Here is a 26,988-nt window from a genome sequence, read left to right on the forward strand (position 1 = left end):
GGACACCGAACGGTCCTATAATACCCGGCCCGGCGTCACAGGCTGTGAGCGCACGCGTGGGATGAGCTACATTGGCTGCGTAGAACGACGGAGGATGGGCAGGCAGGATGGGGAGACTGGAAAGTAGCGATAGATCGACTGGTCTGCACTGTCGGAATCGTCAACTGCAATGTGCGGCACCGCGAGGCCGGAACAACCGGAACACACAGTTTGATGTGTCGTCCCGTACCACGAGCGACCATGACAGACACAGCCGACTACACCGGTTCCGATCTCTTCGTCGACGCCCTCGAGCAGTACGGCGTCGACTACCTCTTTGGCAACCCCGGCACGACCGAACTCCCGCTCATGGACGCCGTCAGTCAGAGCGAACTCGAGTACATCCTCGGATTGCACGAGGACGTCGCTGTGGGAATGGCCGGCGGCTACGCCCAGACGCGGCGATACCATTCCCATCATGACGAGTCTATCCTGCCGGTTGGCGTGGTGAACCTGCATATCGCGCCCGGGCTGGCCCACGGGCTGGGGAACCTCTATGCCGCGAGCATCACCGGCGCGCCGCTGGTCGTGACGGCGGGCAACCACAGCACGGACTTCCGCCACGAGGAGCCGATTCTGTCGGGCGACCTGACCGAGATGGCCGACCAGTTCTGCAAGTGGTCCGACGAGGTGCTTGACGTAGAAGCGCTGCCGACGATGCTCCGGCGGGCGTTCCGCGTCGCGATGACGCCGCCGACCGGCCCCGTCTTCCTCGGGCTGCCACTCGACGTGATGCTCGCCGAGACGGACGCCGAGCCGGAACGGCTGGGGCCGATTCCGAACGGCGGGAGCGGCGACCCGGCGCAACTCGAGCACGCCGCCGAGTTGCTGGCCGAGGCGGACGACCCGGTGCTGGTCGTCGGCGATCACGTTGCGCGCTCGGGGTCGGATGCGGTTGCGGCGGCGGTCGACCTCGCGGAGACGACCGGGGCGCGCGTCCACGGCGAAATTCTGGCCTGCGAGGTCGACTTCCCGACGGATCACGAGCAGTGGGTGTCCTACATCCCGCCGAACGACAGTCTGGCGTCGATGCTGATGGATACGGACACGATCGCGTTCGTGGGCTGTTCGACGAACACGACGCTGACGCGCTACGAGGAGACGCTGGTCGATCCGGAGACGACGTGCATCCACGTCGGTGACGACGCCTGGCAGCTCGGGAAGAACCAGACAGCGGACGCGGCGGTTATCGGCGATCCCGGGCTGGCGCTGCAGGAACTCGACGAGCGCGTCTCGTCGAAGGTTTCTGATGAGACCGTTACGGAGCGACTCGAGACGGTCGCTGCAGTGAAGGAGATGGTCGACGCCAAGATGGCTCAGATGGGCGACGGCGACGCGGAGGACGACCCGCGGGCGTCGAAGGCCGAACTGGTCGACGAGCTAGAGCGGGCGGCCGGCGACGCCTACATCGTCGACGAGGGGGTGACCTCGAAGTACGCCATGCTGACCCGCTGGGAGCTCGCGCCGGAGCAGTACATCTCGAACAAGGGCGGCGGCCTGGGCTACGGGCTGCCTGCGGCCGTCGGAGCCGCTGTGGCGGAGGGCCAGCGCGATGAGCCGCGGGAGGTCGTGGGCTTCATCGGCGACGGCTCGTACCTCTACTACCCGCACTCGATCTACAGCGCGGCGAGACACGACCTCGATCTGACGGTAGTGGTCTCGGACAACCGCAACTACCGGATTCTCAAGGACAACACGCTGGGGCTGCTCGGCGGCGAAGAGGGGGAGTACGACTTCGTCGGGATGGACTTCGAGCCGCCGGTGGATATCGTCCAGAACGCACAGAGCCACGGGGCGCGGGCAGAACTCGTGGAGACGCCCGACGAGATCGAGGACGCGGTGTCGGCGGCGATGGAGCGCGAGGGGCCGGACGTGCTAGACGTGCTGGTACACGACTGAGAGATGACCGTTTAATATCCGTGCACAAGTTGAGAATCTCGACCTCTTATAGGCATCTATTTATCGATGACACTCTTATTTAATAGCTATTCAGATTAAAATATATTATTCGATGCTGGTTTTAAATGAGCCTATTTGAAATCCAAGATAGATTGTGGACCGTTCCTATGTGCCGCATCAACAACAATTAATAGAATTGGATCACGACCGAACATATGAGATTATCTGAGAGTTTAAATCTCGAACTTGCCTGGGATAAGAGTAAAAGGAATATTGATGACAACCAGAAGGTGTTTGTCAACAACCCACACATAACTGATATAATAGATAATGATGAAAATAAACAGGATTTTATACGGAGTTTATATTACTCTATTGAGGATGGGTACTTTCCGTCAGATGCACGTGTCATAAATGTTCCAAAAAGGAATTGGAATATACGGCCTGGAAGGTACTTGGAAATTAAAGATGCCACTCTATATTCTGCAATTGTGATTGATATGTACGATGACATAAGGAAGAGGATTAAGTGGTCTAGCAATGATTGTAGATATTCTCGAATATTATTAGATGACATTGATGGTACAAAATGGATGGAAAAACCTGTTCAGTCGTGGAAGAAGTATAATAAGAAAACACGAAAGTTAGCGGAAGAATATGATTATGTAGTTCTAACAGATGTAAATTCATATTTTGAAAATATTGATCATAGATTATTAGATTCGAAAATACGAACAATCTATGATAACGACAATATTAGATCTCTATTAAGAAACTGTCTACGTCGATGGCATCGCCCCAAATCGCGTGGACTACCACAAGGATATTACCCCTCGAACGTACTTTCTGAGTTATATTTTGACAGTATTGACCGTGGGCTAAAATCTAAAGGAATACACCATGTTCGGTACAGTGATGATTTGATCCTGTTTTGTGAAGACAAAGAAGAAGCCATCAACTCACTAAGATATTTGATAAAGATCTATCGTGAAAGCGGTTTGTATTTGAATAGAAAGAAAACAAGGGTTCTCTCATCTGAAGAAGCATTAGAAGAATTCAAAAACCCAAAAGATGTGATCTCTGAGATAAATAAGAAGGTTGGTGACCGAATTGAACGTGAGAAAGAACAAAAACGGAAGGAAATAAAAGAGAAGAAAAGGAAAACGGGGGGTGTTACCGTTGATGATGTGAAAACAGAGGTGAAATTACCATATACGGATGGGGGTGTTGTTTCATATTCCAAACTAAGTGATGACGAAAAAGCCAAGGTTGTAGAGAAAGCTTTTGATAAGCACATACAGGATAAGGAGTCAGTAGATGGCACTCTCTTTAGATTCCTAATTAGGAGAATGGGTTATCTCAACAGTTACTATGCAGTCCCATACTGCATGAAAAGGATAGAAAACGGAGGACCAGACATTAGGAGAATTCTTGATAAATATTTCTCCAACCTCGACAATAAGGAAAGCCTGGCTGGGAAAATGATGGAGATGATCCTGTCGGGAGATGTACCCTATGAGTATCATGAGTTTGCTATTGTTCGTTGGATCTTTCAAGCAGGTATCAGGAGCAAGGAAATAATAGGAGGTATGAGAGAATTGCTGAATAGAGATTATGAAATCAGAGAGATAAAAAATTACATTATATCCTATTTGGGTGAACATGGAGAGGCAATTGACATAAAAGCCATATTTGATAGATATCCTAGGACAAGCAATGATGTTCGGAAGTCAATTATCTTAATGGGTATCCGGAATATGGAAAGTGGTATGAGGGCTACTATTTATAATCAGGCGAAAACCGACCATCAATATTGTGAGTTTTCAATAGACCTTGCCAAAGAAAAAGCATAACCAATCCTTCTAAGAGATACACAGATGTGAATTCAGAGCGAGTAAAGCCAGGTCAACCAGTTTCTTAAGCTCAATAGTTATTTATCTAACCTATAATAGAAAGAATCAACCTGATATCGAGTAAGTAAACTGAAACCGGTATACGTCCTCTTTCCCTCAAACTAGCGGTAGTTATAAGTCACTACAAGTCAACAATTAGAACGGAAGCCACAACGTGGGTACGAAAGTGCCCCGGGTGCTGGCACACCCGAGACGTGGCTTCCAAGCCGCTCCGGCTTGTAGCCATGATTCCATACAGCCGACCGGGATATAAACGTCCCGCACGACATCCGACGCGAAGCACTCAACTACCCGCTGGACCGCGATTCTCACACTCACTCGGAGCTGATCACCGTGAGTGACGACGATTCAGTCGCCGAGCCTGAGACTGCTGGTGATCAGGACGCCGACGCTGTTTCCACCTCCGAGACAGCCACCACCAACGGCGACCCGGCTACCGGCGACGCCAACGACGATGGCGAAGCCAGCAACGGCGACACAGTCAACAACAGCGACGGGGCCGGCAACGCTGACGCCACAGCCGACACAGCTACCGACAACTCACCAGCCACCAGCAACCAACGTAACACCACTCGCGATTTCAGAGCCACCCTCGGCCTCGACCCCGACTACACCCCTGACCCAGACACCACCTCGCTGCCCAACTGCCCCCGCTGTGACCACCCCGTCACGCGAACCAGTATGACCAGCCCCACCGAAGCCATCGCCGGCCCCTGCGGCTGTCAGGTCTCTCCCGGCTTCGCTCGCCGAGCCCGAGCCCGGCGACGCAACACTCGAGAAGGCTCGCAGTCCGATTCTGGCTCTGACACCGATCACAGTTCGACCTGATCTGGTACGATTCAACGTCGGGTAACTCGAGTCGGGTCGATTTGTGCAGACTAACTTGATTTGAGTCGAGTCAAGTCGAGTCGAATCGGACTCGAGTTGCGGCGAACCACTGGGTGGGTGTGGGCGTGAGTGCTGAGGTGGGTCGGTGGCGACGTGCTGTCTGTGTGGCAGTATCGATGTCGGCAGTATCGGGGTGGCGACACCTGGCTGTCCCGCTCTGACTGTTATCGCCATCGCTATCACCATCATCATCGCCACTCACTGCCGCGTTGTTCGTGGGAGTGCACTACACTACACCACACTTTACTCCCGACCCACCGCACAGCACGCCGGTAGACACCGCTACATCCACACGGGACGATCACCCGTTTGCCACACGATTAACTGGATGCGTGATATTCACTGCCTATGCACACACCCGAGTCAGTCTGGGAATTTTCGATCACAGACCGGATCAAATTCGGCACGGGAGCGCTCGACGAACTTGGTGCCGAACTGGAAGCGAGAGCGATCGACAGCCTCGTCGTCGTCACCGACACGGCGCTCCGAGACGCCGGTATCGTCGACGACGCACTCGAGTCGGTGCCCGACACAATCACAGTCACCGTCTTCGATGGCGTCGAGCCCGACCCCGACGCCGACGTCTACCGAGCCGCGAGAGCGGCCGTTGCCAGCCACGATCCCGATGCCGTGATCGGGCTTGGTGGCGGAAGCTCAATCGACGTCGCGAAAGCGGCCGGTGCACTCGCCGGCTCGGAGCAGGACGTACTCGAGTACGTTGCCCCACCAATCGGTGAGGGCGAACCAGTTCCCGAGTCCGAGACGGTCGTCGTTGCCGTTCCGACGACCGCGGGAACCGGTTCCGAGAGTTCGCCGGCGGCTGTCGTCTCGCTCCCGGACCGGAAACTGAAGGTCGGCATCTCGAGTCAGCAGCTCTACCCGGAGCTAGCAATCGTCGATCCGCTGGTGACCGTCTCACTCCCGCCGGCGATCACCGCGGCCTCGGGAATGGATGCACTTACACACGCGATTGAGGCCTACACGACGCGGCGCTACGACGCAAAAGCCGAACCCGACAGTGCTTCGCAGCGGCCCGATTACGGCGGCCGGACGCCAGTGACCGACCTCTACGCCGAGAAAGCGATCGATCTGATCGGACAGAACCTGCGCCGGGCGGTCGACAACGGTGCCGACGTGGAGGCGCGACGGGCGCTGTCGCTCGGCAGTCTCCTCGCCGGCATCGCGTTCACCAACGCAGGTCTCGGGGCGACTCACGCGATGGCGTACCCCGTCGCCGGGGAGAATCACACGCCGCACGGCGTCACCGTCGCCGTCTTGCTCCCACACGTGATGCGCCACAACGCCTCGAGTGCGTTCGGCCGCTACGCACATATCGCCGAACTGCTCGGTGAGAACACCGACGGGATGAGTGACCGGAGCGCTGCCGACCAGGCCGGGGCTGCCGTCGAAGCGCTCGGTTCCGATATCGGCCTTCCCGACGGGCTCTCGGAACTCGGAGTAACGGAAGACGACATCTCGCGCCTGGCCGAGAAGACGACCGACATCGAACGATTACTCGTCGGGAACCCGCGCCGTGTCGATCAGACTGCTCTCGAGGAGATTTTCGCAGCCGCCCTCTGAGCCAGTCACAGCTACCACCAGTTGCTACTCCGAGGTGTGTCTGGGGAAGAGGCCGAACTCGAGTACGGTCTGAACCGAACCAGGCCAGATCCACACCGAACGACACTCCGACGCCAGTCCTATCGTTCGTACGATTGGCAAAGGAGCAGTGACTGAGCGAGAGCGAACTCCCACTCAGCGGCCGCCGTACTCCGCGTGAAACTGCGCCACGAGCGTCTTCGTCGCTCGCTTCTTCTCACCGTCGGGAACGAACACGAACGGAATCGGCGTGTCGAACGCCCGCTCCCCGTACAGTCCCCAGTCACCGACCGAACGGGTTGTCCCGCCGTAGGCGATCGGAATATCCCGCAGCTCGCCCGGCTCGTACTCCGGCACGTACGAGCGCTCGATCCACACCTCGTGGGTCGGCACGTCCAGCTCCGACGCGAGCAGGTCCTCGAGCCGGTCCGCGTTGCCGACGAGCCACTGGCCGAACGCCTCCCGGTCTGCATCCACGCGGTCCGCGTAGGCGATCCGGTGCTTCCAGCAGGTTTTGTGAAACCGCCGCGTTCGGAAGCGGTCGTACAGCGCCGCGAGCGTCGACTCCGGCTGCTCGCGAGCCGTCTTTCGGAGGCGCTCCATCAGCGTGTTGTCGTCGATTTCATCGCCGATCACCTGGTCGATCGTCACCGGCCGCACCGCGGTGAGCGAATCCAGTTCCTCCAGCATCGCCCGGAGCAACACGTTCGCGTACACCGACTTGTGGTGCTGGGTGACCCACATGTACAGCGCGATCCGCCCCTCGAGATAGTTCCCGATGGTGCTCAGGGCCTTCTCCGAGAGCGCGAGCCCCTCCTCCGGGTGGGCGGTGTAGGCGTCGACCATTCGACTCGTATCGAAGCTCAACACGTCTGCGCCGGTCATCCGGTTGTCCCGCGTGATGTAGTCCAGCCGGTCGACGTCGATCGGCGAGTGCAGCAGTTGCGCCCCGAGGCCGTACTGCCAGGGGCCGCCGCGTTCGAAGACGAGACTGTAGCCGAGCACGTAGCCACAGACCTCGTACGGATCCACGCCGAGCGCCTGCAGCGCCTCGCCGAACTCCTGGATGATGATGAGACAGCCGAGCAGTTCGTGCGAACTCGCCGTTCGAATCGCTCCATCGTCGAGCCCCGCCTCTGCAAACGCACCGACGAGTCCCGCGTCCTCGAGCCGGCCGTACAGCTCCTCCCGATCGAGGAACTGCTCCGCCAGATGGGAAAACGGCGGGTGTCCGACGTCGTGGAGCAGGCAGGCGCACTCGAGTGTCCGCTGGATTTCGTCCAGACTGTCGCCGTCGGTATTTCGGGTGAAGTACGACTGTCCGCGGAGTTTTTCGAAGACGGTGCGTCCGAGGTGGTAGACGCCGAGGCTGTGCTCGAAGCGGGTGTGGTTCGCGCCGGGGTAGACGAGGTGGGTTGCCGAGAGCTGGCGGACGTAGCGCAGGCGCTGGAAGGCGCGGGTGTCGACGATGCGGTCGACCAGCGGTTGGTCGAGTTCGATGTAGCCGTGGACTGGGTCTTTGATCTGTGTGGACATAGGTGATGAGCGTGCCGCTGGCGGGACAACGGCGAGAGATGTGGAGACAACGTGGGCACCCTTTCTGGCACTTTCGGTCTGTGTCAGTACTGCGGTGGTGGTGTGGTGTGGCGGTGTGGTGGTGGTGTGGTGGTGTGGTAGTGTCGTGGTGTGGTGGTATTGTGGTGTGGTGTGATGTCGTGATATCGTGACCGGGCGTTACCGGTTGCGCTGTCGCCCCAGATGGTGGACTGTGGGAAGACTCCAGCTGTACGTCACCGCAGCCAGCCGAGTCACGACGGTCACTGCCGCACAGACTACGGCGGCGAGCCCTTCGGCACCGCCGACCGTTCCGACGAGCCAGTAGGCGCTGCCGCCCAGAACCGCACAGCTCGCGTAGAAGTCCTCGAAGAGGATGAACGGGGCGCGATCGAGGAGGATATCCGCGAACGCGCCGCCGCCGACGGCGTTGATCGTTGCGATCGCGACGACGCCGAAGGCGGACACGCCGACCTCTGTCGCGACGATCGCGCCAGTCGTCGCGAAGGCGGCCAGCCCGATCGCGTCGGAGACGATTGTGATTGGATGCTGTTCGGGAGACGATAGAACGACACTCAGTCCGATGGCCAGCCCAACGCCGAGCAGTCCCAGACTGATTTCGATCGGTGACTGGAGCGCCAGCGGCACGCGCGTGACGAGCAGGTCGCGAGTGACGCCACCGGCGAACGCCATCGCCAGGCCGACAATCGCGATCCCAAACACGTCGAACTCCTCGCGGATCGCCTTCGACGAGCCGACGAGGGCGAACGCGACGAGGCCGATCGTGTTCATGACGGCGAACGGATCGCCGAACAGTACCGTGATGGCGTCCTGACTCACTGCGCTGGCCTACGGGTGAGAGTGTCTTGAGTGCTCCGTCTCCTGGTTTCACCGCGAGCAGGTGTGGCCTCCAGCAACGCCTACCGACCCGCGTCCTCGTCGCTCTCCGCTGGGAAAATCTTGGCCGGGTTCAGCGTTCCCGTCGGATCGAGTGCTCGCTTGACCCGACGCATTGCGTCTACCCCACCAGCTCCGTGCTCGGGCTCGAGATACGCCTGCTTGCCCTGGCCGATACCGTGCTCACCGGTCGCCGTACCACCCATGTCCAGCGCGAGTTCCACGAGTTCCCGGTACGCCTCCTCCCCACGTTCGACAAACTCGGGATCCTCGGGGTCGACGAGGACGGTGTAGTGGAGATTCCCGTCGCCCGCGTGGCCGAAGCACGGAATCAGGAGGTCCGTCTCTCCCGCGATCCGCTTGGCTTCGCGGACGATTTCGGGATAGGAACTGATCGGCACCGTCACGTCACCCGGATGGATCGGCGTCAGCTCCGGATCGTAGTTCGCCTCCGCGTAGGCCAACTCCCGGCGCACCTTCCAGAGTTCGGCCATCTCCGCGTCGTCCGAACTCAGCTCGAACTGCGCCACGTCGTGGTCCTCGAAGATCGTCCGACAGAGGTCGATCTCCTCCTCGATGCCGTGATTCGCGTGGAACTCGAGAAAGACCATCGGCGCGTCGGGTAACTCCGAGCCGAGGTACTCGTTCGCCATGTGGGCGCTCAACTCGTCGACGAGTTCGATCCGCGCCACGTCGACGTCCGTCCGAATCGCGTCGAAAATGGCTTCGGCCGCGTCGTCAAGGCTATCGAAGATCGCTCGCCCCCCGCGGATCTGCTGTGGCCGGCCGGCCAACTCGAGTGTTGCCTCGGTGATGACGGCCAGGGTACCCTCGCTGCCGACGAGCAGGTCGGTGAGGTTGTAGCCGCTCGAGGTCTTGCTCGCCCGCGAGCCGGTCCGGATCACGGTGCCGTCGGCGAGGACGGCCTCGAGTGCGAGCACCCAGTCGGCTACTTCACCGTACTTGACGGTCTGCATGCCGCTCGCGTCGGTCGCGATCATGCCGCCGATCGTCGAGATGTCGCCCGAGGAGGGCAGCGGCGGGAACCAGAGGCCGTCGCCCGCGACGTGTTCGTCGACCGCGTCGCCGATGATCCCCGGCCCGACGTCGATCTGGAAGTCGTCCGGCCGGTAGTCGATCACGTCGTCCATTCGCGTCAGATCGAGGCTGATACCACCCTCGGCCGGAACGGCGTTGCCCTCGAGCCCCGTCCCTGCCGCGTAGGGTGTGACCGGGACGCCGTGTTCGGTGGCCGACTCGAGTACGGCAGCCACGTCTGCGGTCTCCTCCACCCAGACGACCGCGTCTGGAACGACGCCCTCGTCGGTCTGCTGTGCGCCCCAGTCGGCTGCGTGGGTCTCTCGTCGTCCCGTCGCGAACGAAACCTGGTCGTCAGCGAGAGGGAGGTCCGAGAGAAACGAACAGTCGTGAGTCATACGCTCGCATTAGTGACGAGCCGTATCAACGTTTCTTCCGCGGTGGCGCTTACGGAGAGCCGCGGCGACCCTGTCGGGAACGCTGAATTTTATGCCAATCGGTCACGCGGTAGATGGTGATGAGCGTACTCGTGCCACACGAGCCGACAGAACCGACCGAGCGACGAGCGCAGAGGAAAGTACCGTGTCCGAAAGTGAGAGCATGAACGCCGAACTGGACCTCCTGATCGGGCTCAACGACTACGAGCGCCCGCAGGACGTGGCCGACCGCGCCGTCCAGGCCGAAGAACTCGGCTTCGACCGGATCACGACGGGCGAGACGACGGGTTGGAACATCGTCCCGCCGTTGACGCTCGCAGCGGACCGCACGGACGAGCTCGGCCTCTCGAACGACGTGGTCTCGCCGTACGGGCGTTCGCCCGCGATGCTCGCCCAGACGGCGCTCACGCTCCACGACGCCTCCGACGGTCGCTTCCGCCTCGGGATCGGACCGAGCTCACCTGCGATCACCGAGCGCTGGCACGGGGCCGAGTTCGACCGCCCGCTGCGTCGTACTCGAGAGACCATCGAGATCATCCGCAACGTCTTCGAGACCGGCTCGACCGCCTACGAGGGCGACATCTTCGACATTCCCGGACTCGACTACGAGCGCGACGTTCCCGACACGCCACCGGCGATCGACGTCGCTACCCTCGGCCCGAAGGCAACCGAGATGGCCGGTCGCTTCGGCGACGGCTGGGCACCGCAGCTGTTCACCGCGGACGGCCTGCGCGACCGTCTCGAAGACCTAGAGCGCGGCGCGGAACTCGCGGACACGGGGAAGAGTCTCGACGACCTCCGTGTTGCACCGATCGTCCGCGGGGTCGCCTCCGAGGACCGCGAGCGGGCACGAGAACTCGCCCGCAGCACGACGGCGTTCATGCTCGGGGCGTACGGCCCCTATTACGGCGATTCCGTCGCCGAACAGGGCTACGAAGATGTCGTAAGCGAGATCCGAGCCGCCTGGGAGGACCGCGACACGGACGCGATGGCCGCAGCGCTCCCAGACGACGTACTCGACGATCTCGCACCCGCGGGCACCCCCGAGGAGGTCCGCGAGTGGGTCGAAGCGTACGCCGACATCGACGGCGTCGACGCGGTCCGCGTCGGCTTTGTCAGGGGCGTCTCCGAGGAGGACAAGGTGACGACGATGGAGGCCGTCACCGGCGCACTGTAGTTGCAGTTGTTACTATAGACGCCAATCCGAACGTTGATTGCCCACTGGTCGGAACCACGCCGCCATGGACATCTACTTCGCCGGCTCCATCCGCGGCGGCCGCGACGACGCCGCCCTCTATCGCGAACTCATTGCACTGCTGGAGTCTCACGGCACCGTCCTCACCGAACACGTCGGGACCGACGATGTCGAAGCGACCGAAGCGCAAGCCGATCTCACCGACACCGACATCTACGAACAGGACCTCGAATGGCTGCGTCAGGCCGACGTGGTCGTCGCCGAAGTCACCACTCCCAGTCTCGGCGTCGGCTACGAACTCGGTCGCGCCGTTGCCTTCGAGAAACCGATCTGCTGTCTCTACCGCCCGGACTCGCCCCACGAGCTCTCGGCCATGATCCGCGGCAACGACAGCGTCCGGGTACTCGAGTACGACTCCCCCGACACGATCCGAGCGGAACTCGAGGCGTTTCTGGAGCGCCAGCGCTGACGGGAGCTGCGGTGGTCCGGACCCGGAGTTTTATTCGCCGCGCACGCGCAGTCAGAGCAGATGCGATTCGTCGAAGTGACCGTTGCTGGAGACGACTGGGGCGAGGAGGTTGCTGATGAAGGAGACAACGAAAGCGAAGCCAGCGACGGCAACGAAACAGCTCCCACAGACACCCGCTCGTTCGACGCGCGGATCGCCGCCGAAGACGCTATCGTCCGGGAGGAACTGCTCAACTGGCGAATGAGCTGGAACGACGTGCTCAACCAGCTCCTGTTCGTCGTCGGCGACCGGACAGTGTACGAGGCGGCACTCGAGTCGGCACCGGAAATCGTCGGCTACGAACTCAAACCGGTCGACGACGAGCGGTTCTACGCGTACGTACAGGAGGACTCGCCCGACGCCGACCAGTCGTGGTGGGCCGCCTTCTTCAGCCACGACTTCATCCACGTGCCGCCCGTCGTTGTCGAAGACGGCGTCGTTCGGCTGACGCTGCTCGGCGAGTTCGAGGCGCTTCGCGAGGTCGTCGACGACCTCTCGTCGACAGTCACCGTCGAAATCGAGGAGATCGGTGACTACCGTGGCCGCGGGCCGCGGGTTACGGACCAACTGACCGCCAGACAGTACCGAGCGCTCCGGCAGGCCGTCGACTGTGGCTACTACGAGATTCCGCGCGAGGGGAGTCTCGCCGATATCGCGGCGGCACTCGACTGTACCGAGAGTACGGCCTCGGACCTGCTTCGACGCGCGGAGCGAGCGGTGATGCAGTCGGTGCTGTCGTAGCGCTACCGAGCGGTCGACGATAGCAGGGCGACAGCCGACACCATCTTAACAGCCCCTCAGCTCGCGAGGACAGCGATCACGACGTAAGCGTACAGATTATTGAGCAGGTGCAACAGCCACGCCCCTGCAAGATTGTCGAACCGGAAGCGAAGAATCGTCGGGAAAATCGCCCAGCCTGCGATGGCGAAGACGCCCGCGACGCCAAGTGCAAACACGTGGTAACCCGCGAAGAGGCCGACCGACACTGCTCCAGCGAACACGACGGAGCGACGGGACTCGAGTACCGCGCCGACGAGCGCACCCCGAAAGAGCAGTTCTTCGGCGAGCGGTGCGACGAGAACGGCACCAAGGACGACACCCAGTGCGGTCGCGGGATCAGTCAGATCGTACGCGTAGAACGCGGGGAGGTCGAAGCCGAGCAGCGCCGCGACCTGCTCGCCGGCGAGAAAGCCGCCGATGCCGAGCGGAAGGAAGACGAACGTCCAGCCGAGTTCGGTCCGACTGGGTCGCGAGAGCGGGAACGCCGCCCGCCGTTCGGACTCGTCGAACCGCCACCAGCAGAGGCCCACCCCCGCAAGCAAGCCGACCGCGCTCGCGCCGTAGATCAGACCCGGGGACGGTTCAGCGGCCGGCCCACCTGACATACCCAGCGCGAGGGCGGTCGCGATCAGCATCGATGTACACACCACGACGAGCGCGCTCGCACCGAGAACGAGCCCCAGTCGCTCGTCGAGTCCGGCCGTGGGCACGCGGACATCCCATCTGGTTGCTGCGCTACTCGAGTGACTGTCAGTGTCGGTGGCCATCAGTAGCACGGACGGGCCAGCCGTCGATGGCCGTTCGTACTGCACAGTTGGATTGCTTATATACTCTCGAAAAGTGGACCGAACCGAACGGCAGCGGGCGTGTCGCTACTGCACTGCGGTCGTCACGTCGTCCATGATCTCGAGTGCCTCCTTCAGGTCTTCCATGCCGGTCGCGTACGAGAGGCGGGCGTAGCCGGCACCGTTCGCGCCGAAGGCGTCGCCGGGCACGACAACGACACCGCGGTCTAGTAGCTCCTCACACCAGCCCTCGGGAACCTTCGGCATGGCGTAGAACGCACCCGACGGCGTCGGAACCTCGAGACCGGCGTCCACGAGGCCGTCGACGACGATGTCACGCCGTTCCTCGAACGCGGCGACCATCTCATCCACTGGGTCCTGCGGGCCTGTCAGCGCCGCCTCAGCGGCGAACTGCGCCGGTGCGGAGGCGCAGGCCTGGGCGTACTGGTGGACTCGAACCATGCGTTCGATGCGGTCGCCGGAGCCGACGAGCCAGCCGAGTCGCCAACCGGTCATCGAGTACGTCTTCGAGCAGGCGCTGACGACGATCACGTTGTCCGTCTCGGCGAACTTCAGCGGCGAGTGGTGCTCGCCCTCGAAGACGATGTGTTCGTAGACCTCGTCGGAAATACAGAGCACGTCGTGTTCGTCGGCGATCCGCGCGAACTCGCGCATGTCGGCTTCGCTCTGGACCGCCCCGGTCGGGTTCGACGGGCTGTTGACGATGAACGCCGCCGTCTCGTCGGTGATGGCCTCCTCGACGGCCGCCGGATCGAGGGTGAGATCCTCGCGCAGCGAGAGCGGCTTCGGCGTGCCGCCGGCGAACCGCGTCAGCGCGTCGTAAGAGACGAAGCCGGGGTCGGGGAAGATGACCTCCTGACCCGGATCGACGTGGGCCTCGAGCGCGAGGTGGAGCGCTTCACTGCCGCCCGAGGTAGCGATCGCGTGTTCGGGGTCGACCTCGATGCCGTAGTCGCGGTCGTACTTCGTCGCGATGGCTTCCCGAAGCTGGCGGATGCCCTTGTTCGACGTGTAGGCGTCCACCTGGCCCGATTCGATGGCCTCGATCGCCGCCCGGCGGGCGTGGCCCGGCGTCGGGAAGTCCGGCTGGCCGATGCCGAGGTTGATCGCGTCCTCGCCCGCGGCCTCGAACACTTCGCGGATGCCACTGATCGACACGTCCTCGACCCGGGTTGCAAACTCGGTCATACCTACATGGGTGCGGGCAATCCCGATAACTCTTGATGTGTCTCTCGCTCACACACGATGGCCGTCTTCTGACCAGAGCCAGTACCGGCTTCCATCAGACATTTCTCTGAATCATTCGAAACACCGACTGAACGGTGAGTCAGACCCTCAGACCGGACCACAACGACTATGGTGTTGGTTTCGAACACTGTGATGATGGCTGATTCGTCACCGAATCGTGACAGTCACACCTCCAGTGGGGACGTGGCTCGCGATTCTACGCGCGCTCATGACATGACAGCGGCGTCAGTACGAACGGAATCGACGAGTACCACCTCACGGCGTTCGCTACTCGCCGCAGGTGCCACCGCCTCGCTCGCACTGACCGCCGGCTGTCTCGACTTCGCGCTCGGCAACGGCCCACTCGAGTTCAGCGCCGACAGAGTCGCCCCCCACGACGACGCACTCGAGGAGACCGGCTACGCTGAGGAGTCCGTGGAGGAGCAGGCACTCGAGGAGTCCGTCGACGTCGGTGCGGGAATCGAGCGCGAGATCAAGGCCGGCTTCTGGCAGTCGTCGTACGTGAAAGATGTCGACCTCGCTCCCGTCGGTGAGGAAGAAGCCGCGCTGTTCACGGCGCTTTCGATGCCGGCGGTCGAGATTCTGGGGCGGTCGTTCAACCCGCTCGAGGATCTCGGAAACCACGACCTTGTCGAGCGCCTCCTCGAGGAGGTCGACAGCGAGGCGGGCCAGATCGAGGACATCGAGCACCGGGAGTCGTTCGGGCTGGAGATTCTCGGCGACGGCCGCGACGTGGATACGTTCGTCGGGCAGTCCACGTTCGACGGCGAGGAGATCGAGATCGAACTGACACTGACCTCGTTCGTCAACGAGGACGACCTGCTCGTCCTCCTGGGAACGCACCCCGAAATGCTGGCCGAGGAGTCGGCGAATATCGAGGAGCTACTCGAGTCAGTCGAGCACCCGGTCTGAGTTGTTTGTGGGTGGGTAGGAGTGTCGGAACGCACATGACTAAGATGAGACCGATGTGAGCAGTCAGCATCGTCTCAATTGATTCGGCGCCACACGTCGTTACTTCTCGAGTTTTGATGCTCGGATACACAGGAATGTTGGGTATGTTAGTCGTTTTTCGTAGGACTCGGGGTTCTTCTCTTTGAACGTCGCTCTCGGCTTCGGTTCGACCAGTTCGTCCAGTTGGAACCCCGTTTCGATGAGTGGGTTGATAACCTCAGCAAAAGGCCGGCGATAGAAGGGAACATCGACGTCTGCTCCGGAAGCCGACCACGTCATCCGCTCTTGTTCGATTTCGAAGTAGTTCTCAGCCTCGAACGCGATGTACTCATCAACAGGATGTTGCGCCGAAAAAACGAGAAAGCCACCCGGCCGGAGGATACGAGCGAACTCCGTGAAGGCCTCTCGCCAGTCTTCGACGTAATGAAGCGAAAGGCCGCAAATGACACCGTCGAACGCACCGTCATCGGCGAACTCGAGGGGGTCCGTGATATCAGCCTGGCGAATTTCTGCTCGGTCGCCGATTCGTTCTCTCGCCTGTTCGAGCATGTTACTGTTCTCATCAACGGCAAGGACCTCCGCTCCCCTCTCGATCAACCACGCTGCGTATCGACCGTGTCCACAACCCGCATCGAGCACTCGTTTGCCCTCGACGTTCGGGATGAGTTCCGTCATCGCAGGAAATTCTAGGTCCGCGCAGTACGGGTCCTCCTCTTGCGTCTTGTAGGTTTGTGCTAATTTATCGTATGCGTCCTCTACGGTAGGATTCTCATCAGGCGCCATGAACGCAGTCATGCGTCCCCCTCCGGATTAGTTGTTTCTTTTCCGACTTTTGGTCATACTCATTTGTAACTCATACTGGAATCGTCTCACCAACGGCTGATTACGATAATAACGCAAACTGTGATGAAACAAGACAAGTGAGTGGCGTGAATAATACACGGCAACCGCCGTGAGGCGGATGGCGGATGCCTGTGACCGCAGTCGCAGTTAGTAGAACTCGCGAACGAGGTCCATCGCGTCCTCAGGAGCGCCGTCCGGAATCTCGGACATGTCCTCGGTGACGCCGTGCTGTTCGTGGTACGGCACCGAGTTTTCGTCCTGGTACATGACTCCCTGATACTCCTTGTCGCCGTCGAGGATGACTTCCTTGGCGTCCTCGTAGTCGTGGCGGTCGTGGTCTTCGTCTTCCTGCAGGTCGACCAGCGAGTCGCGGAAGTAGTCGTAGGTGTCGACGTCGTTGAACGTGACGCACGGACTGAAGACGTTGACGAAGCCGAAGCCGTCGTGCTCGATGGCCTCCTGGATGATCTCCTGGTGGCGCAGCGCGTCCGAGGCAAAGGACTGCGCGATGAAGGTCGCACCCGAGGCGAGTGCGAGCGCGAGCGGGTTGACCGGCGGCTGCTGTGGTCCCTCCGGCGTCGTCGAGGTCTCGAAGTCAGAGCGCGAGGTCGGGGAGGCCTGGCCCTTCGTCAGGCCGTAGATGCGGTTGTCCATGACGACGTAGGACATGTCGACGTTCCGGCGAACGGCGTGGACGAAGTGACCGGCACCGATCGAGTAGCCGTCACCGTCACCGCCGGCGGCCATCACTTCGATGTCCGGGCGCGCCATCTTGACGCCGGTCGCGACCGGCAGTGCGCGGCCGTGGACCCCGTGCAGCGCGTAGCTGTGCATGTAGGTCCCGATCTTGCCGGAACAGCCGATCCCGGCGACCACGAACGTGTTGTCGGGGTCGTTGCCGGTCTCGGCGAGGGCTTTCATCATGCCGTTCATCGTCCCGAAGTCACCGCATCCGGGACACCAGGTTGGCTGCTTATCGGACTTGAAGTCAGTGAATCGAACGTCGGATTGAGAGCTCATTATGCTGGAACCTCCTGGGAGAGTTTTTCGGTAATTTCCTCGGCGAGTTCGTCCGCCTTGAAGCGAACGCCCGTGTACTTGTTGATGCGCTTGACGCGTTCGAGCACGTCGTGTTCGATCACGTCGGCGAACTGTCCGGTGGCGTTACACTCGACAACGATCGTCTCCTCGGCGGCGGCGATCTCGTCGCTCAGGTCGGGTCGTGGGAAGATGTACGGCACCGAGATGACGCGCACGTCAACACCCTCGTCCTCGAGATAGTCGAGTGCTTCGACGAGGGCACCTTCGTTCGAACCCCACGAGATGATGAGGTTGTCGGCGTCTTCGTCGCCGAATTCGCGGTAGTCCCACTCTTCCTGTTCCTTTGCGGTCTCGACCTTGCGGTTTCGCTTGTCGACTTGCTGGACGCGGACGTCCTGCTCTTCGGTTCGGCGACCGAGTTCGTTGTGCTCGAGTCCGGTCGACATGTGTGCACCGTCGGCCGTCCCCGGGATCGCGCGGGGGCTGACACCGTCCTCGGTGTTGGCGTGGGCGCGGAAGCGGCCCTGCGAGTCGAGCCACTCGTCGACCTCGTCTTCGTCGACGAGTTTGCCACGGTCGATCTCGACGTCGTCCATGTCGAACGCGTCTGGCTCGAAGGTCTGCTCGGTGACCGACATCGCGAGGTCGGAGACCAGGAAGACCGGCGTCTGGTACTTCTCGGCCAGGTTGAACGCCTCGATCGTCTTCCAGAAACACTCGTCGATCGACGTCGGGGTGACGACGAAGCGTGGAATCTCGCCGTGACCACCGTAGAGGGCCATGTTGAGGTCGCCCTGTTCTTGCTTGGTCGGCATCCCGGTCGAGGGGCCAGAGCGCTGGACGTCGGTGATGACGAGCGGCGTCTCGCTCGTTGCGACCAGACCGAACGTCTCGGTCATCAGGTCGATCCCGGCACCGGAGGTTGCGGTCATCGCTCGCGCACCGGCGCGTGCCCCGCCGAGGGCCATATTGATCGCCGAGAGTTCGTCCTCGGCTTGCACGACGTGCCCGCCGTACTCCTCGATACGGCCCGTCAGGTACTCCATGATAGACGTCGCGGGCGTGATCGGGTAGCCAGCGTAGAAGCGACAGCCAGCAGCGATTGCCCCCATCCCGATCGCTTCGTTGCCGTTGAGCAGGACGTAGTCGTTGTCAGTCGTTTCGAGATTGTAGTCGAGATCGAGATCGTAGTTCTCCTGGACGTATTCCTGACCCAGACGGGCAGCTTCCTTGTTGTTCTCGACGATCTTCGAGCCCTTTCCACCGAAGCGCTTCTCGAGTGCTTCGTCGAGATACTCGACGTCGAAGCCGGTAATCTCACACGCGGCACCGAGTGCGACGATGTTGCGCATGATTGCGCCACCGGCGTCCTCGGCGAGGGATTTCAGAGGGACGTCGACGGCGGACATCTCCTCGGGGATATCGGCTTCCCAGGAGCGTTCGCCGTCGTAGATGATTGCACTCCCCTCGTGGAGTTCGTCGAGATTCTCGTCGATAGTGCGCTGGGTGAGCGCGACGAGAATGTCGAGGCGGTCGACGACGCTCTGGATGTTGTCGACCGACGTGCGAATCTTGTAAGCTGTGTAGCCGCCGCGGATTCGCGACGCGAAGTCTTTCGACGTGAATACATGCCGTCCGGCTCGGGATAACGCCTGGGCGAAGATCTTCCCAGTGGAGTCGATGCCATCGCCAGCCTCGCCTCCGACCGCCCAGTTGAGGTCCTCAGCCATGTTAAGGCGAACCTTGCTGCCAGCCAATAAAAAGGCTTCTGAAAGCATAATCCGGCCGTTCGAGGGGTGGGCAAATCTGTACGTTTGGTCGGTGTTTGGCGACTCCAGAGTTGGAACGGAACGCCTTTTCGACGGCCGGCCGAACGTCCCGGTATGGAAGGCACGCCAGTCACTGTCGAATCGGTACGTGAGGTTGGACCAGATACCGTTGCACTCGAGTTGGAAACGCCCGATGAATTCGACGCGCTCCCCGGCCAGTTCGTGCTCGTCCGCGCCGAACCCGACGGCGTCGACGAGGAACTCGCCCGCCACTACACGCTCTCCTCGCCGTCGGTCGGCGACACCTTCGAGATCACCGTCGGTATCGATCCCGACGGCGACCTCTCGCCGTGGCTCGCCGATCTCGAGTCCGGCGCGACGATCCACATCGACGGCCCGTTCGGCAACATCACCTACGAGGGCGAGCAGGACGTCGTCGCCGTCGCCGGCGGACCTGGTGTCGGTCCTGCGATTTCGATCGCCGAAGCCGCCCACGCGGCGGATCAGGACGCCGTCGTCATCTATCAGGACGACGCGCCCGCCCACCGCGAGCGACTGGAGGTACTCGAGGAGGACGGCGCGCCAGTCACAATCGTCGAGGATGGCGCGGACGAGGAGTTGGCGGCTGCCATCGAGGCACATTCGAACGAAGGACAGATCTATGCCTTCGGCTTCGCGGAGTTCGTGACACTCGTCTCTGAGACGATCGAAGAGGCGGGCGGCGATTCGGACGAGGCGCTGATCGAGAACTTCGGATAAGCGGTCTGAATCGGAACCTACTGTTGCCCTCCGTCGTCGGTCCGTTCTGCCTCCTCGGATTCAGCCTCAGTAATCAGTGCTGCCGGATCGTCGGACTCCTCGAGTGTTGTGTCCGCTGGGTCTGATTCGGAGTTGGAGTCGGACGCGGCCACTGGATCCAGTTCGGATTCGGGTTCTGGTTCGGAATCACCTTCAGAGTCAGAGGCAGAGGCAGCGTCAGCGTCAGCGTTGTGATCTGTGTCAGGATCGGCTTCGACTTCGGCCTCTGAATCGGATTCGGACGCACTGTCTTCCTCGGACGCTGCCACGTCCTTTCGCACCGCGAGCTGGTCGCTTCCACACGCGGGACACGTCTTCTGTGCCTGATGGAAGCGTTCGCCACAGTCCCGACACAGATACGGCGCTGTATCGTCTCGTGCGGCTTCGGCCTCCTGTTTGAACTCTTCAACTCTCTCCCCGAGGCGCTCGAACAGGCTCATACGCCACCTACTCGAACGATTCTGATAAGCATTTGTTACAGTTGCGAGCATGTGAGTCCCAACTCACCGTTGCGTCGCTCGCGGTCACCAAAAAACGTGAAAAGCGGGACCGTTAGTTGTGCCAGCGAGCCAGTCCCAGTGCTGAGAGCATCGCGACCAGCGCGGCGGCGACACCGAAGCCTGGCAGGCCGTCGTCGTCAGACTCCGTCTCGGAATCCGTCGCGTCGGTGCCGAGGAACTCAGTCACCTGGCCCATGTCGAGTCGTGGGTGCTCTTCGTCCCACTCGCCGGGCATGTGGACGGTCGTCGCGTCGTCGACGATCGCGTGCTCACGCACGTCATCCTCGCTTGCATCAGTGTCGACCATTCCGGCCGCGTAGACGTACGCCGCTTCGTCGTCGGTGTCGGCGTAGATATGCTCGACGGTGAGCCCGTGGTACGCATCGGAGAGGTGGGATTCGAACGCGCTAATGTCGTCGAACGTCGCTCCGGCTTCCACAGTAACCGTGCCGTCATCCATATCGAGGTCGAACTTCGCGAGTTCGAGTTCCGCCTCTTCGAACGCCGTTGCGAGCGCAACCGCCTCGTCATCCATCATCGGATCGTTCTGGAGGTCCTGCACCATCGCGCTGATCGCGGTCTCGAGGAACTCCTCCTGCGTGAACTCGAGTGCCATCTCGACGCTGATCTCGTCGTCGTCAGTCGTCGCCGTGGCGTCGATGACGTACTCAGGCGAGTCGATATCGCGCTCTGCGAGTTCGTCCGTGTACGCATCCCAGTTCTCTGCGTCGGAGGCGTAGTCGAAGGTGAGCGTCGCTTCGTTCGCGCCGGTGCCTTCGTATCGGAGGTCCCAGGTCGAAGTCTGCGTGAGGTCCGCCTCGACCTGTGCCTCGTACATCTCTGCGTAGTCGTCGAACTCGTCATCGAACTCCTCGTCCATCTCGTCGACCGCTTCGGCGAGATCGAGGACTGCCATTGCGGTCGTCTCGAAGTTACTGAACGCGATGTCCCACTCCGCGTCGACCGTGTTCTCACCGACGGTGTAGGAGAACTCGAACGCGTCGAGTTCGGCGGCGAGGATGTCAGCCGCGACCGCTTCGGCGTCGGACTGGCTGATGTCGAGTTCGGGGTCGTTCGTGAGTTCGTCCGCGATCAGCTGCTCGAGTCCGTCTTTGACGTTCTCGAGTTCGATCGTGTACTCGATGTCGATGTAGCCGCCACCGGTCGTGTCGGCCTCGAACTCGTGGTCGTGGATGGTGACCGTTGCGTCGCCGCCGAGTTCCTGTGCGATTGCGCCGTACTCGGCTTCGAGCGCTGCCTTCGCGTCGGCTTCAGTCTCCCACTGGTCAACCTCGAACGGCTGGAGGGTGTCCTGCTGACTGACGTCGACTGCGTAACTGCCGTCAGTCTCGGTGATCGTCAGGTCGAGGCCAGTCTCGGGACCCTCGGCGGGCATGATGTGCGAGACGCTGAGGTCGCCTTCCATGGCGAACTCGTCTGCACTCGAGACCATCTCACCGGAGGAGGTTGCCGACTGGACGAAGTCCGCTTCGGGGAACTCCTGGGTGTCGAGAACGAGTTCGAGATCCGCATCGAGTTCGTTCGTCTCCTCGGTCTGTTCGCCGTCGACGTTCATCGAGAAGTCGTTGATCGCGTCCGGACGGTCGGCGGCGAACGAGCCGTCGGATTCCATGCCGTCCTCACCGAGGGCGAACGAGAACGCCGCGTCGATGTCCTCTTCGATGTCGTCGGAGATGAGCGCGTAGACGACCGATTCGCTCGCGTCGAGACCAAACTCGGCGCTGCCGTCGAAGTCGTCGTCAGCGTCGTCCTCGTAAAGGAGGACGGCGTCACCGTCGTCGGTGACGAACACCTCGTCTGCCGGGTCTGCCTGGTCGATACCCGTCTCAGAGCCGGCAACGGCCGTGCCAGCCACGGCCGAGGTAATCAGTACAACTGCCATCACAAGTGCCGCGAACCGTTGGAGGGACAGTCCGCGTGGAGGTTTCCTTCCCATCGTTCACGTATATTGAAGTCTCCATCTTATGTAGGTTTCGAGAACTTATTCTGTCCGCTAGACGAGAGTCACGCGGCTGTCGTTCGAGGGTGTGTCTCACCGGCACTTTACAGGCACAACACGGGCCCGCGTACACACTGATCCGTAGAGGTGGCGTGTGCGGGCCGTTGAGGCGCCTAGGCTGGCGATTGCTGTTCTATCTGATCGGTCAGGCCAACAGATGGGGACGCCGTGCCTTACGGAACGCTTATCAGTGTGACGCGCATCTCTTGAAAAGCAATGGCGAAAGGAACTGTCGATTTCTTTAACGACACAGGCGGCTACGGATTCATCGAAACTGAGGATGCGGACGACGACGTGTTCTTCCACATGGAAGACGTTGGCGGCCCGGACCTCGAAGAGGGACAGGAGCTCGAGTTTGACATCGAGCAGGCCGACAAGGGCCCACGAGCAACCAACGTCACCCGACTGTAATACGGCTGACCGCGGCGTATTTCGACTTTTTCGGACGTTACCTACTGAGTGACGACTGTCTGCTGTGATCCCGACAATCCCTTCGGAGCGACAGCACCCCAGAGCCGCACACAGACACAGTGATCTACTACACACTGACGGTCAGCCAGACACACTGCCAGCAGGACAGCAGGACAGCCAAACACACTGCCAGCAGGACAGCCTTAGTGCTCGACGAGCTCCAGCAAAATACCACCAGTATCCGACGGATGCAGGAACGCCACCGTATGCCCCCACGCACCCGGCCGCGGCTCCTCGTCGATCAGGCGCACGTCGTGTTCGCGGGCCGTCTCGAGTGCCCCCTCGATGTCGTCGGTCCGGAGCGCGAGATGGTGGATACCCGGCCCGTTTTGTTCGAGGTACTGAGCGATAGTGCCGTCCTCGAACGGCTCGAGGAGTTCGAAGTAGCCGTTCCCACAGTCGAGGAAGATGATTCGCATGCCGTCGAACTCCTCCTCGTGGACGTTTTCGATGCCGAAGAGGTCGGTATACAGGTCGGCGAGTTCGCGCGCGTTCTCGGTTGCGATGCCGGCGTGTTCGAAGTGCATACGCGGAGTGGTCGGCCGGCAACGGCAAATATAGCGGGGGTTCGGGTGAATCTCTCGCCGTGACGTGTCGCTCGCGCTCGTCGCACCCGACAGCTCAGTGAAGTCCGAGCGCCGTCGCCAGCTGTGACCAGACGCCGTCGCCAACGTCGGTCACCGCTTCCATGTCGTCCTCGGAGAGCTCGAAGTCGAAAATAGCCGCGTTGGCTGCGATGTGCTCGTGACTCGCCGCCTTCGGAATCGCTGCGACGGCCGGCTGCTGGACCAGCCACCGCAAGGCAACCTGTGCGGCCGACTTGCCGTAGGGCTCGCCGACCGCCGCGAGCCGGTCGTCACCCGGCACCGCACCCTCCGCGAGCGGGCTGTACGCAGTCAGACAGATGTCGTGGTCGACGCAGTACTCCAGCAACTCCCCCTGGTGATGATACGGGTGGTACTTCACCTGATTCGTCACGATCGGTGTCTCCGAGTGTTCACGAGCGGACTCGAGTTGCCCCACCGAAAAGTTGCTGACGCCGATGTGGTCGACGACGCCCTCGTCCTGGAGCTCGTTCATCGCGCCGAGCGTTGCCGACAGCGGTGCCTCGTCGCTCGGTGCGTGAAGTAAGAGCAGGTCGACGGCGTCGAGGCCGAGTCGGTCGAGACTCGCCCGCGTCGTCTCGTGGACGTCCGCGGGTGCGGCGTTGTCGGGGTGGACCTTGGTGACGACGAAGATGTCGTTGCGGTCGACCCCGCTTTCCTCGATTGCCGCGCCGACGGCTGCCTCGTTGTCGTACATCTGTGCGGTGTCGATGTGCCGGTAGCCAGCGTCGAGTGCGGCGTCGACGGCTCGCTGGCACTCCTCGCCGGTCATCCGTGCGGTGCCGAAGCCGAGGACGGGGATTTCGGCGCCGCCTGCGCGAATTGTCTCGGTTGGATGTTCGGGGCCCATGCGTCTGGCGTCATCAGCAACTGTCTTCAATCTCCTCCCGGCTTGGTGTGCACCGTCCGTTCTCACTTTCTCACTGTGCGTTCCCGCGCTACTCGCCTCGCTCGCATCCGACAAGCAGGGCTGTGACGTGATGCGCTGTCGCGGGATGGTACTCGAGTACCAACGCCTATGTACCGACCGCGGGATGGTCGTGGTATGTCCCCGTCACGACGACGCTTCCTCCTCGGCGCGACCGGGCTCACCGGTGCGACTGCAGGCTGTCTCTCGTACGTCAGGCGCGTCAGTCCGGGTCTCTCTATCGCCAGTAGTTATCCCGACGAAATAGACCTCGAGATTGAAATCGCGCCCGACTACGGAGAGGACCCCGTCTTCACGGACCGAATCGTGATCGACGGCGAAGAGAGCCGAATCGAACGGGACGAGGTCGTCACCGGCTGGTATGGCGATGAGTTCTTCGTTACCGTCGAGCCGGAACCGGCACCTGAGTTGCTCGACGACGTGTTTCACACGTACTGGGAACTGACGTGTGCTGGAAACGACCGCGTCGAGGATCACCTTGCGATTCTCGTCACCGAGTGGAAGGAGATTCGGCTCCGTCCGAATCGCTGTAACTAAGCGAAACGGACGTCCGACCGCTCAGACCGCACTCCCCGGCTGATACTCCCCGAACTCGTCGCGCAACACGTTACAGATCTCGCCGACCGTCGCGTACGTCTTCACCGCCTCGATGATGTGGGGCATGAGATTCTCGTTGCCCCGGGCGGCCTCGCGGAGGGACTCGAGTGCGTCCTCCACGGCCGCCTCGTCGCGGTCGTCGCGGACGGCCTGGACGTTCTCGACCTGGCGTCGTTCGTCCTCCTCGGTGACCTCCTGAACGTCCATCTCGGGATCTTCGTCGACCTCGAACTCGTTGACGCCGACGATGATGCGCTCTTTGTCCTCGATTTCCTTCTGGCGGTCGAAGGCGGTGTCCTGGATCTGGCGCTGGACCCATTGCTGCTCCACCGCTTCGAGCATGCCGCCGCGGCTGTCGACCGCCTCTATGATCTCGTAGGCCTCTTCCTCGACGTCGTCGGTGAGCGATTCGACGTAGTAGCTGCCGGCGAGCGGGTCGATGGTGTCGGCCGCGCCGGACTCGTGGGCGAGGATCTGCTGGGTTCGCAGGGCGGTGCGGACGGACTCCTCCGTGGGGAGGGCAAGCGCCTCGTCTTTGCCGTTGGTGTGGAGGCTCTGGGTGCCCCCGAGGACGGCGGCGAGCGCCTGGTAGGCCACGCGGACCACGTTGTTCTCGATCTGCTGGGCGGTGAGCATCGAGCCCGCGGTCTGGGTGTGGAACTTGAGCTGTTTCGACTTGGGATCGTCCGGGTCGAAGCGCTCGTCCATGATGTCGTGCCACATCCGACGGGCCGCGCGGAACTTGGCGACCTCCTCGAAGATGTTGTTGTGGCCGTTGAAGAAGAACGAAAGCTGCGGGGCGAAGTCGTCGACATCGAGTCCGGCCTCGATGGCGGCTTCGACGTACTCGATGCCGTTCCCCAGCGTGAAGGCGAGTTCCTGTGCCGCCGTGGAGCCGGCCTCGCGGATATGGTAGCCCGAGATGGAGATGGTGTTGAACTTCGGCGTTTCCTCGGCACAGAACTCGAAGATGTCCGTGATGATCCGCATCGACGGCTCGGGCGGGTAGATGTAGGTATTGCGCGCGATGTACTCCTTCAGCAGGTCGTTCTGGATCGTCCCGCGCAACTCGGCGCGGTCGACGCCCTGCTGGTCACCCACGGCAATGTACATCGCGAGCAGGACCGAGGCGGGCGCGTTGATCGTCATCGAGGTCGAAACCTCGTCTAACGGGATGCCGTCGAAGACTATCTCCATGTCCGCCAGCGAGTCGATGGCGACGCCAGCCTTCCCAACCTCACCGGCGGCCATGTCGGCGTCGGAGTCGTACCCCATCTGCGTCGGCAGGTCGAACGCCATCGAGAGCCCGGTCTGACCCTGATCGAGCAGGTAGTGGTAGCGCTCGTTCGTATCTGCGGGCGTCGAGAAGCCAGCGTACTGGCGCATGGTCCACAGGCGGCCCCGGTAGCCGGTGGAGTAGACCCCGCGCGTGTACGGCGGCTCACCGGGATAGCCCAGATCCTCCTGATAGTCGAGAGTCGCTACATCGTCCGGCGTGTAGAGTCGGTCGACCTCCTGGCCACCCGTATCGGTCGTGAACGTCTCCTGGCGCTCACCGAACCGATCGAGGACCGGTTCGACGTCGTCGTCGTGCCAGTCCTCCCGACCGGCACGGATCTCCTCGAGTTCCTCGGGGTCGAACATTACGAATACCGACAACCGGC

24 protein-coding genes are annotated in these 26,988 nt (G+C 61.5%); 11 read left to right on the forward strand and 13 right to left on the reverse strand.

Annotated features, from left to right (window positions below; translation table 11 throughout):
• Window positions 1-240 precede the first annotated feature (240 nt).
• The 4 genes from BBD46_RS14035 (at window position 241) to BBD46_RS14050 (ending at window position 6,320) form a co-directional block, all read left to right on the forward strand.
• Window positions 241-1,938 carry a thiamine pyrophosphate-binding protein gene (locus tag BBD46_RS14035; RefSeq protein ID WP_071402330.1) on the forward strand — a complete coding sequence of 566 codons (1,698 nt, stop codon included), beginning with the start codon at window positions 241-243 and terminating at the stop codon, window positions 1,936-1,938.
• A gap of 215 nt (window positions 1,939-2,153) precedes the next feature.
• Window positions 2,154-3,791 carry an RNA-directed DNA polymerase gene (locus BBD46_RS21690; protein WP_084777763.1) on the forward strand — a complete coding sequence of 546 codons (1,638 nt, stop codon included), beginning with the start codon at window positions 2,154-2,156 and terminating at the stop codon, window positions 3,789-3,791.
• Between the two features lie 393 nt (window positions 3,792-4,184).
• Window positions 4,185-4,679, forward strand: coding sequence for a hypothetical protein (locus BBD46_RS14045; RefSeq protein WP_084777764.1), 495 nt, complete (start codon window positions 4,185-4,187; stop codon window positions 4,677-4,679).
• Window positions 4,680-5,087: 408 nt separating this feature from the next.
• Window positions 5,088-6,320: a hydroxyacid-oxoacid transhydrogenase gene (locus tag BBD46_RS14050; protein WP_071402332.1), complete on the forward strand. Its 1,233-nt coding sequence runs from the start codon at window positions 5,088-5,090 to the stop codon at window positions 6,318-6,320.
• A 174-nt stretch (window positions 6,321-6,494) separates the two neighbouring features.
• On the opposite strand, the gene BBD46_RS14055 is transcribed toward BBD46_RS14050, so the two are convergent.
• From BBD46_RS14055 to BBD46_RS14065, 3 genes are all read right to left on the reverse strand, one after another.
• The gene (locus BBD46_RS14055; protein WP_071402333.1) at window positions 6,495-7,874 is read right to left on the reverse strand and encodes an HD domain-containing protein; all 1,380 of its coding nucleotides are present in this window, start codon (window positions 7,872-7,874) and stop codon (window positions 6,495-6,497) included.
• Between the two features lie 198 nt (window positions 7,875-8,072).
• Complete coding sequence (locus BBD46_RS14060) at window positions 8,073-8,732, reverse strand: trimeric intracellular cation channel family protein (protein ID WP_071402334.1); 660 nt, start codon at window positions 8,730-8,732, stop codon at window positions 8,073-8,075.
• Window positions 8,733-8,812: 80 nt separating this feature from the next.
• On the reverse strand, window positions 8,813-10,225 hold the full coding sequence (locus BBD46_RS14065; protein WP_071402335.1) for an FAD-binding oxidoreductase: 1,413 nt from the start codon (window positions 10,223-10,225) through the stop codon (window positions 8,813-8,815).
• Between the two features lie 202 nt (window positions 10,226-10,427).
• Here BBD46_RS14065 and BBD46_RS14070 point away from each other — a divergent pair, with 202 nt between their 5' ends.
• The 3 genes from BBD46_RS14070 (at window position 10,428) to BBD46_RS14080 (ending at window position 12,708) form a co-directional block, all read left to right on the forward strand.
• Entirely contained in the window at window positions 10,428-11,441 is a 1,014-nt protein-coding gene (locus tag BBD46_RS14070; protein WP_071402418.1) for a TIGR04024 family LLM class F420-dependent oxidoreductase, read from the forward strand.
• 64 nt (window positions 11,442-11,505) lie between these two features.
• Window positions 11,506-11,928, forward strand: a complete 423-nt coding sequence (locus tag BBD46_RS14075; protein WP_071402336.1) for a nucleoside 2-deoxyribosyltransferase — start codon at window positions 11,506-11,508, stop codon at window positions 11,926-11,928.
• A gap of 60 nt (window positions 11,929-11,988) precedes the next feature.
• Window positions 11,989-12,708, forward strand: coding sequence for a helix-turn-helix domain-containing protein (locus BBD46_RS14080; RefSeq protein ID WP_071402337.1), 720 nt, complete (start codon window positions 11,989-11,991; stop codon window positions 12,706-12,708).
• 56 nt (window positions 12,709-12,764) lie between these two features.
• Here the strand turns inward: BBD46_RS14080 and BBD46_RS14085 are convergent, their stop codons facing one another.
• Together BBD46_RS14085 and BBD46_RS14090 are read right to left on the reverse strand one after the other, a co-directional pair.
• Complete coding sequence (locus tag BBD46_RS14085; protein WP_253184572.1) at window positions 12,765-13,514, reverse strand: CPBP family intramembrane glutamic endopeptidase; 750 nt, start codon at window positions 13,512-13,514, stop codon at window positions 12,765-12,767.
• A 105-nt stretch (window positions 13,515-13,619) separates the two neighbouring features.
• Complete coding sequence (locus BBD46_RS14090; RefSeq protein ID WP_071402339.1) at window positions 13,620-14,741, reverse strand: pyridoxal phosphate-dependent aminotransferase; 1,122 nt, start codon at window positions 14,739-14,741, stop codon at window positions 13,620-13,622.
• A gap of 168 nt (window positions 14,742-14,909) precedes the next feature.
• Between BBD46_RS14090 and BBD46_RS14095 the strand changes: the two genes are divergently transcribed.
• The gene (locus tag BBD46_RS14095) at window positions 14,910-15,713 is read left to right on the forward strand and encodes a DUF6517 family protein (protein WP_084777765.1); all 804 of its coding nucleotides are present in this window, start codon (window positions 14,910-14,912) and stop codon (window positions 15,711-15,713) included.
• Between the two features lie 99 nt (window positions 15,714-15,812).
• Here the strand turns inward: BBD46_RS14095 and BBD46_RS14100 are convergent, their stop codons facing one another.
• The 3 genes from BBD46_RS14100 to BBD46_RS14110 form a co-directional block, all read right to left on the reverse strand.
• A complete protein-coding gene (locus tag BBD46_RS14100; protein ID WP_253184573.1) occupies window positions 15,813-16,547 on the reverse strand; it encodes a class I SAM-dependent methyltransferase in 735 nt (244 codons plus the stop codon).
• A gap of 195 nt (window positions 16,548-16,742) precedes the next feature.
• Complete coding sequence (locus BBD46_RS14105) at window positions 16,743-17,615, reverse strand: 2-oxoacid:ferredoxin oxidoreductase subunit beta (protein WP_071402342.1); 873 nt, start codon at window positions 17,613-17,615, stop codon at window positions 16,743-16,745.
• Window positions 17,615-19,366 (reverse strand): 2-oxoacid:acceptor oxidoreductase subunit alpha, encoded by a 1,752-nt coding sequence (locus tag BBD46_RS14110; protein WP_071402343.1) that lies wholly within the window; start codon window positions 19,364-19,366, stop codon window positions 17,615-17,617. The genes BBD46_RS14105 and BBD46_RS14110 overlap by 1 nt, the downstream gene beginning before the upstream one ends.
• Before the next feature lie 153 nt (window positions 19,367-19,519).
• Between BBD46_RS14110 and BBD46_RS14115 the strand changes: the two genes are divergently transcribed.
• Complete coding sequence (locus BBD46_RS14115) at window positions 19,520-20,164, forward strand: ferredoxin--NADP reductase (RefSeq protein WP_071402344.1); 645 nt, start codon at window positions 19,520-19,522, stop codon at window positions 20,162-20,164.
• A gap of 17 nt (window positions 20,165-20,181) precedes the next feature.
• Here BBD46_RS14115 and BBD46_RS14120 read toward each other — a convergent pair whose 3' ends face one another.
• Together BBD46_RS14120 and BBD46_RS14125 are read right to left on the reverse strand one after the other, a co-directional pair.
• Entirely contained in the window at window positions 20,182-20,643 is a 462-nt protein-coding gene (locus BBD46_RS14120) for a hypothetical protein (RefSeq protein WP_071402345.1), read from the reverse strand.
• A 112-nt stretch (window positions 20,644-20,755) separates the two neighbouring features.
• Complete coding sequence (locus tag BBD46_RS14125) at window positions 20,756-22,606, reverse strand: PGF-CTERM sorting domain-containing protein (protein ID WP_071402346.1); 1,851 nt, start codon at window positions 22,604-22,606, stop codon at window positions 20,756-20,758.
• Between the two features lie 333 nt (window positions 22,607-22,939).
• Here BBD46_RS14125 and BBD46_RS14130 point away from each other — a divergent pair, with 333 nt between their 5' ends.
• Window positions 22,940-23,134: a cold-shock protein gene (locus tag BBD46_RS14130; protein ID WP_004214151.1), complete on the forward strand. Its 195-nt coding sequence runs from the start codon at window positions 22,940-22,942 to the stop codon at window positions 23,132-23,134.
• Between the two features lie 203 nt (window positions 23,135-23,337).
• Here BBD46_RS14130 and mce read toward each other — a convergent pair whose 3' ends face one another.
• Window positions 23,338-23,721, reverse strand: a complete 384-nt coding sequence (gene mce / locus BBD46_RS14135) for a methylmalonyl-CoA epimerase (protein WP_071402347.1) — start codon at window positions 23,719-23,721, stop codon at window positions 23,338-23,340.
• A gap of 94 nt (window positions 23,722-23,815) precedes the next feature.
• A complete protein-coding gene (locus BBD46_RS14140) occupies window positions 23,816-24,649 on the reverse strand; it encodes an aldo/keto reductase (RefSeq protein WP_071402348.1) in 834 nt (277 codons plus the stop codon).
• A gap of 195 nt (window positions 24,650-24,844) precedes the next feature.
• Here BBD46_RS14140 and BBD46_RS14145 point away from each other — a divergent pair, with 195 nt between their 5' ends.
• Window positions 24,845-25,264, forward strand: coding sequence for a dihydrolipoamide acetyltransferase (locus tag BBD46_RS14145; protein ID WP_071402349.1), 420 nt, complete (start codon window positions 24,845-24,847; stop codon window positions 25,262-25,264).
• A gap of 21 nt (window positions 25,265-25,285) precedes the next feature.
• Here BBD46_RS14145 and BBD46_RS14150 read toward each other — a convergent pair whose 3' ends face one another.
• The gene (locus BBD46_RS14150) at window positions 25,286-26,968 is read right to left on the reverse strand and encodes an acyl-CoA mutase large subunit family protein (protein ID WP_071402350.1); all 1,683 of its coding nucleotides are present in this window, start codon (window positions 26,966-26,968) and stop codon (window positions 25,286-25,288) included.
• Window positions 26,969-26,988 lie beyond the last annotated feature (20 nt).

Source organism: Natrialba sp. SSL1 (assembly GCF_001861355.1).
GTDB lineage: Archaea > Halobacteriota > Halobacteria > Halobacteriales > Natrialbaceae > Natrialba.

Bases quoted from the DNA above. Each gene is read 5' to 3' on its own strand.
- BBD46_RS14150 (WP_071402350.1), bottom strand. From the start codon at position 26,968: ATGTTCGACCCCGAGGAACTCGAGGAGATCCGTGCCGGTCGGGAGGAC.
- BBD46_RS14085 (WP_253184572.1), bottom strand. From the start codon at position 13,514: ATGGCCACCGACACTGACAGTCACTCGAGTAGCGCAGCAACCAGATGG.
- BBD46_RS14075 (WP_071402336.1), top strand. From the start codon at position 11,506: ATGGACATCTACTTCGCCGGCTCCATCCGCGGCGGCCGCGACGACGCC.
- BBD46_RS14115 (WP_071402344.1), top strand. From the start codon at position 19,520: ATGGAAGGCACGCCAGTCACTGTCGAATCGGTACGTGAGGTTGGACCA.
- BBD46_RS14120 (WP_071402345.1), bottom strand. From the start codon at position 20,643: ATGAGCCTGTTCGAGCGCCTCGGGGAGAGAGTTGAAGAGTTCAAACAG.
- BBD46_RS14090 (WP_071402339.1), bottom strand. From the start codon at position 14,741: ATGACCGAGTTTGCAACCCGGGTCGAGGACGTGTCGATCAGTGGCATC.
- BBD46_RS14095 (WP_084777765.1), top strand. From the start codon at position 14,910: ATGGTGTTGGTTTCGAACACTGTGATGATGGCTGATTCGTCACCGAAT.
- BBD46_RS14050 (WP_071402332.1), top strand. From the start codon at position 5,088: ATGCACACACCCGAGTCAGTCTGGGAATTTTCGATCACAGACCGGATC.
- BBD46_RS14070 (WP_071402418.1), top strand. From the start codon at position 10,428: ATGAACGCCGAACTGGACCTCCTGATCGGGCTCAACGACTACGAGCGC.
- BBD46_RS14055 (WP_071402333.1), bottom strand. From the start codon at position 7,874: ATGTCCACACAGATCAAAGACCCAGTCCACGGCTACATCGAACTCGAC.
- BBD46_RS14065 (WP_071402335.1), bottom strand. From the start codon at position 10,225: ATGACTCACGACTGTTCGTTTCTCTCGGACCTCCCTCTCGCTGACGAC.
- mce (WP_071402347.1), bottom strand. From the start codon at position 23,721: ATGCACTTCGAACACGCCGGCATCGCAACCGAGAACGCGCGCGAACTC.
- BBD46_RS14145 (WP_071402349.1), top strand. From the start codon at position 24,845: ATGTCCCCGTCACGACGACGCTTCCTCCTCGGCGCGACCGGGCTCACC.
- BBD46_RS14125 (WP_071402346.1), bottom strand. From the start codon at position 22,606: ATGGCAGTTGTACTGATTACCTCGGCCGTGGCTGGCACGGCCGTTGCC.
- BBD46_RS14105 (WP_071402342.1), bottom strand. From the start codon at position 17,615: ATGAGCTCTCAATCCGACGTTCGATTCACTGACTTCAAGTCCGATAAG.
- BBD46_RS14110 (WP_071402343.1), bottom strand. From the start codon at position 19,366: ATGGCTGAGGACCTCAACTGGGCGGTCGGAGGCGAGGCTGGCGATGGC.
- BBD46_RS14080 (WP_071402337.1), top strand. From the start codon at position 11,989: ATGCGATTCGTCGAAGTGACCGTTGCTGGAGACGACTGGGGCGAGGAG.
- BBD46_RS14035 (WP_071402330.1), top strand. From the start codon at position 241: ATGACAGACACAGCCGACTACACCGGTTCCGATCTCTTCGTCGACGCC.
- BBD46_RS14130 (WP_004214151.1), top strand. From the start codon at position 22,940: ATGGCGAAAGGAACTGTCGATTTCTTTAACGACACAGGCGGCTACGGA.
- BBD46_RS21690 (WP_084777763.1), top strand. From the start codon at position 2,154: ATGAGATTATCTGAGAGTTTAAATCTCGAACTTGCCTGGGATAAGAGT.
- BBD46_RS14100 (WP_253184573.1), bottom strand. From the start codon at position 16,547: ATGACTGCGTTCATGGCGCCTGATGAGAATCCTACCGTAGAGGACGCA.
- BBD46_RS14140 (WP_071402348.1), bottom strand. From the start codon at position 24,649: ATGGGCCCCGAACATCCAACCGAGACAATTCGCGCAGGCGGCGCCGAA.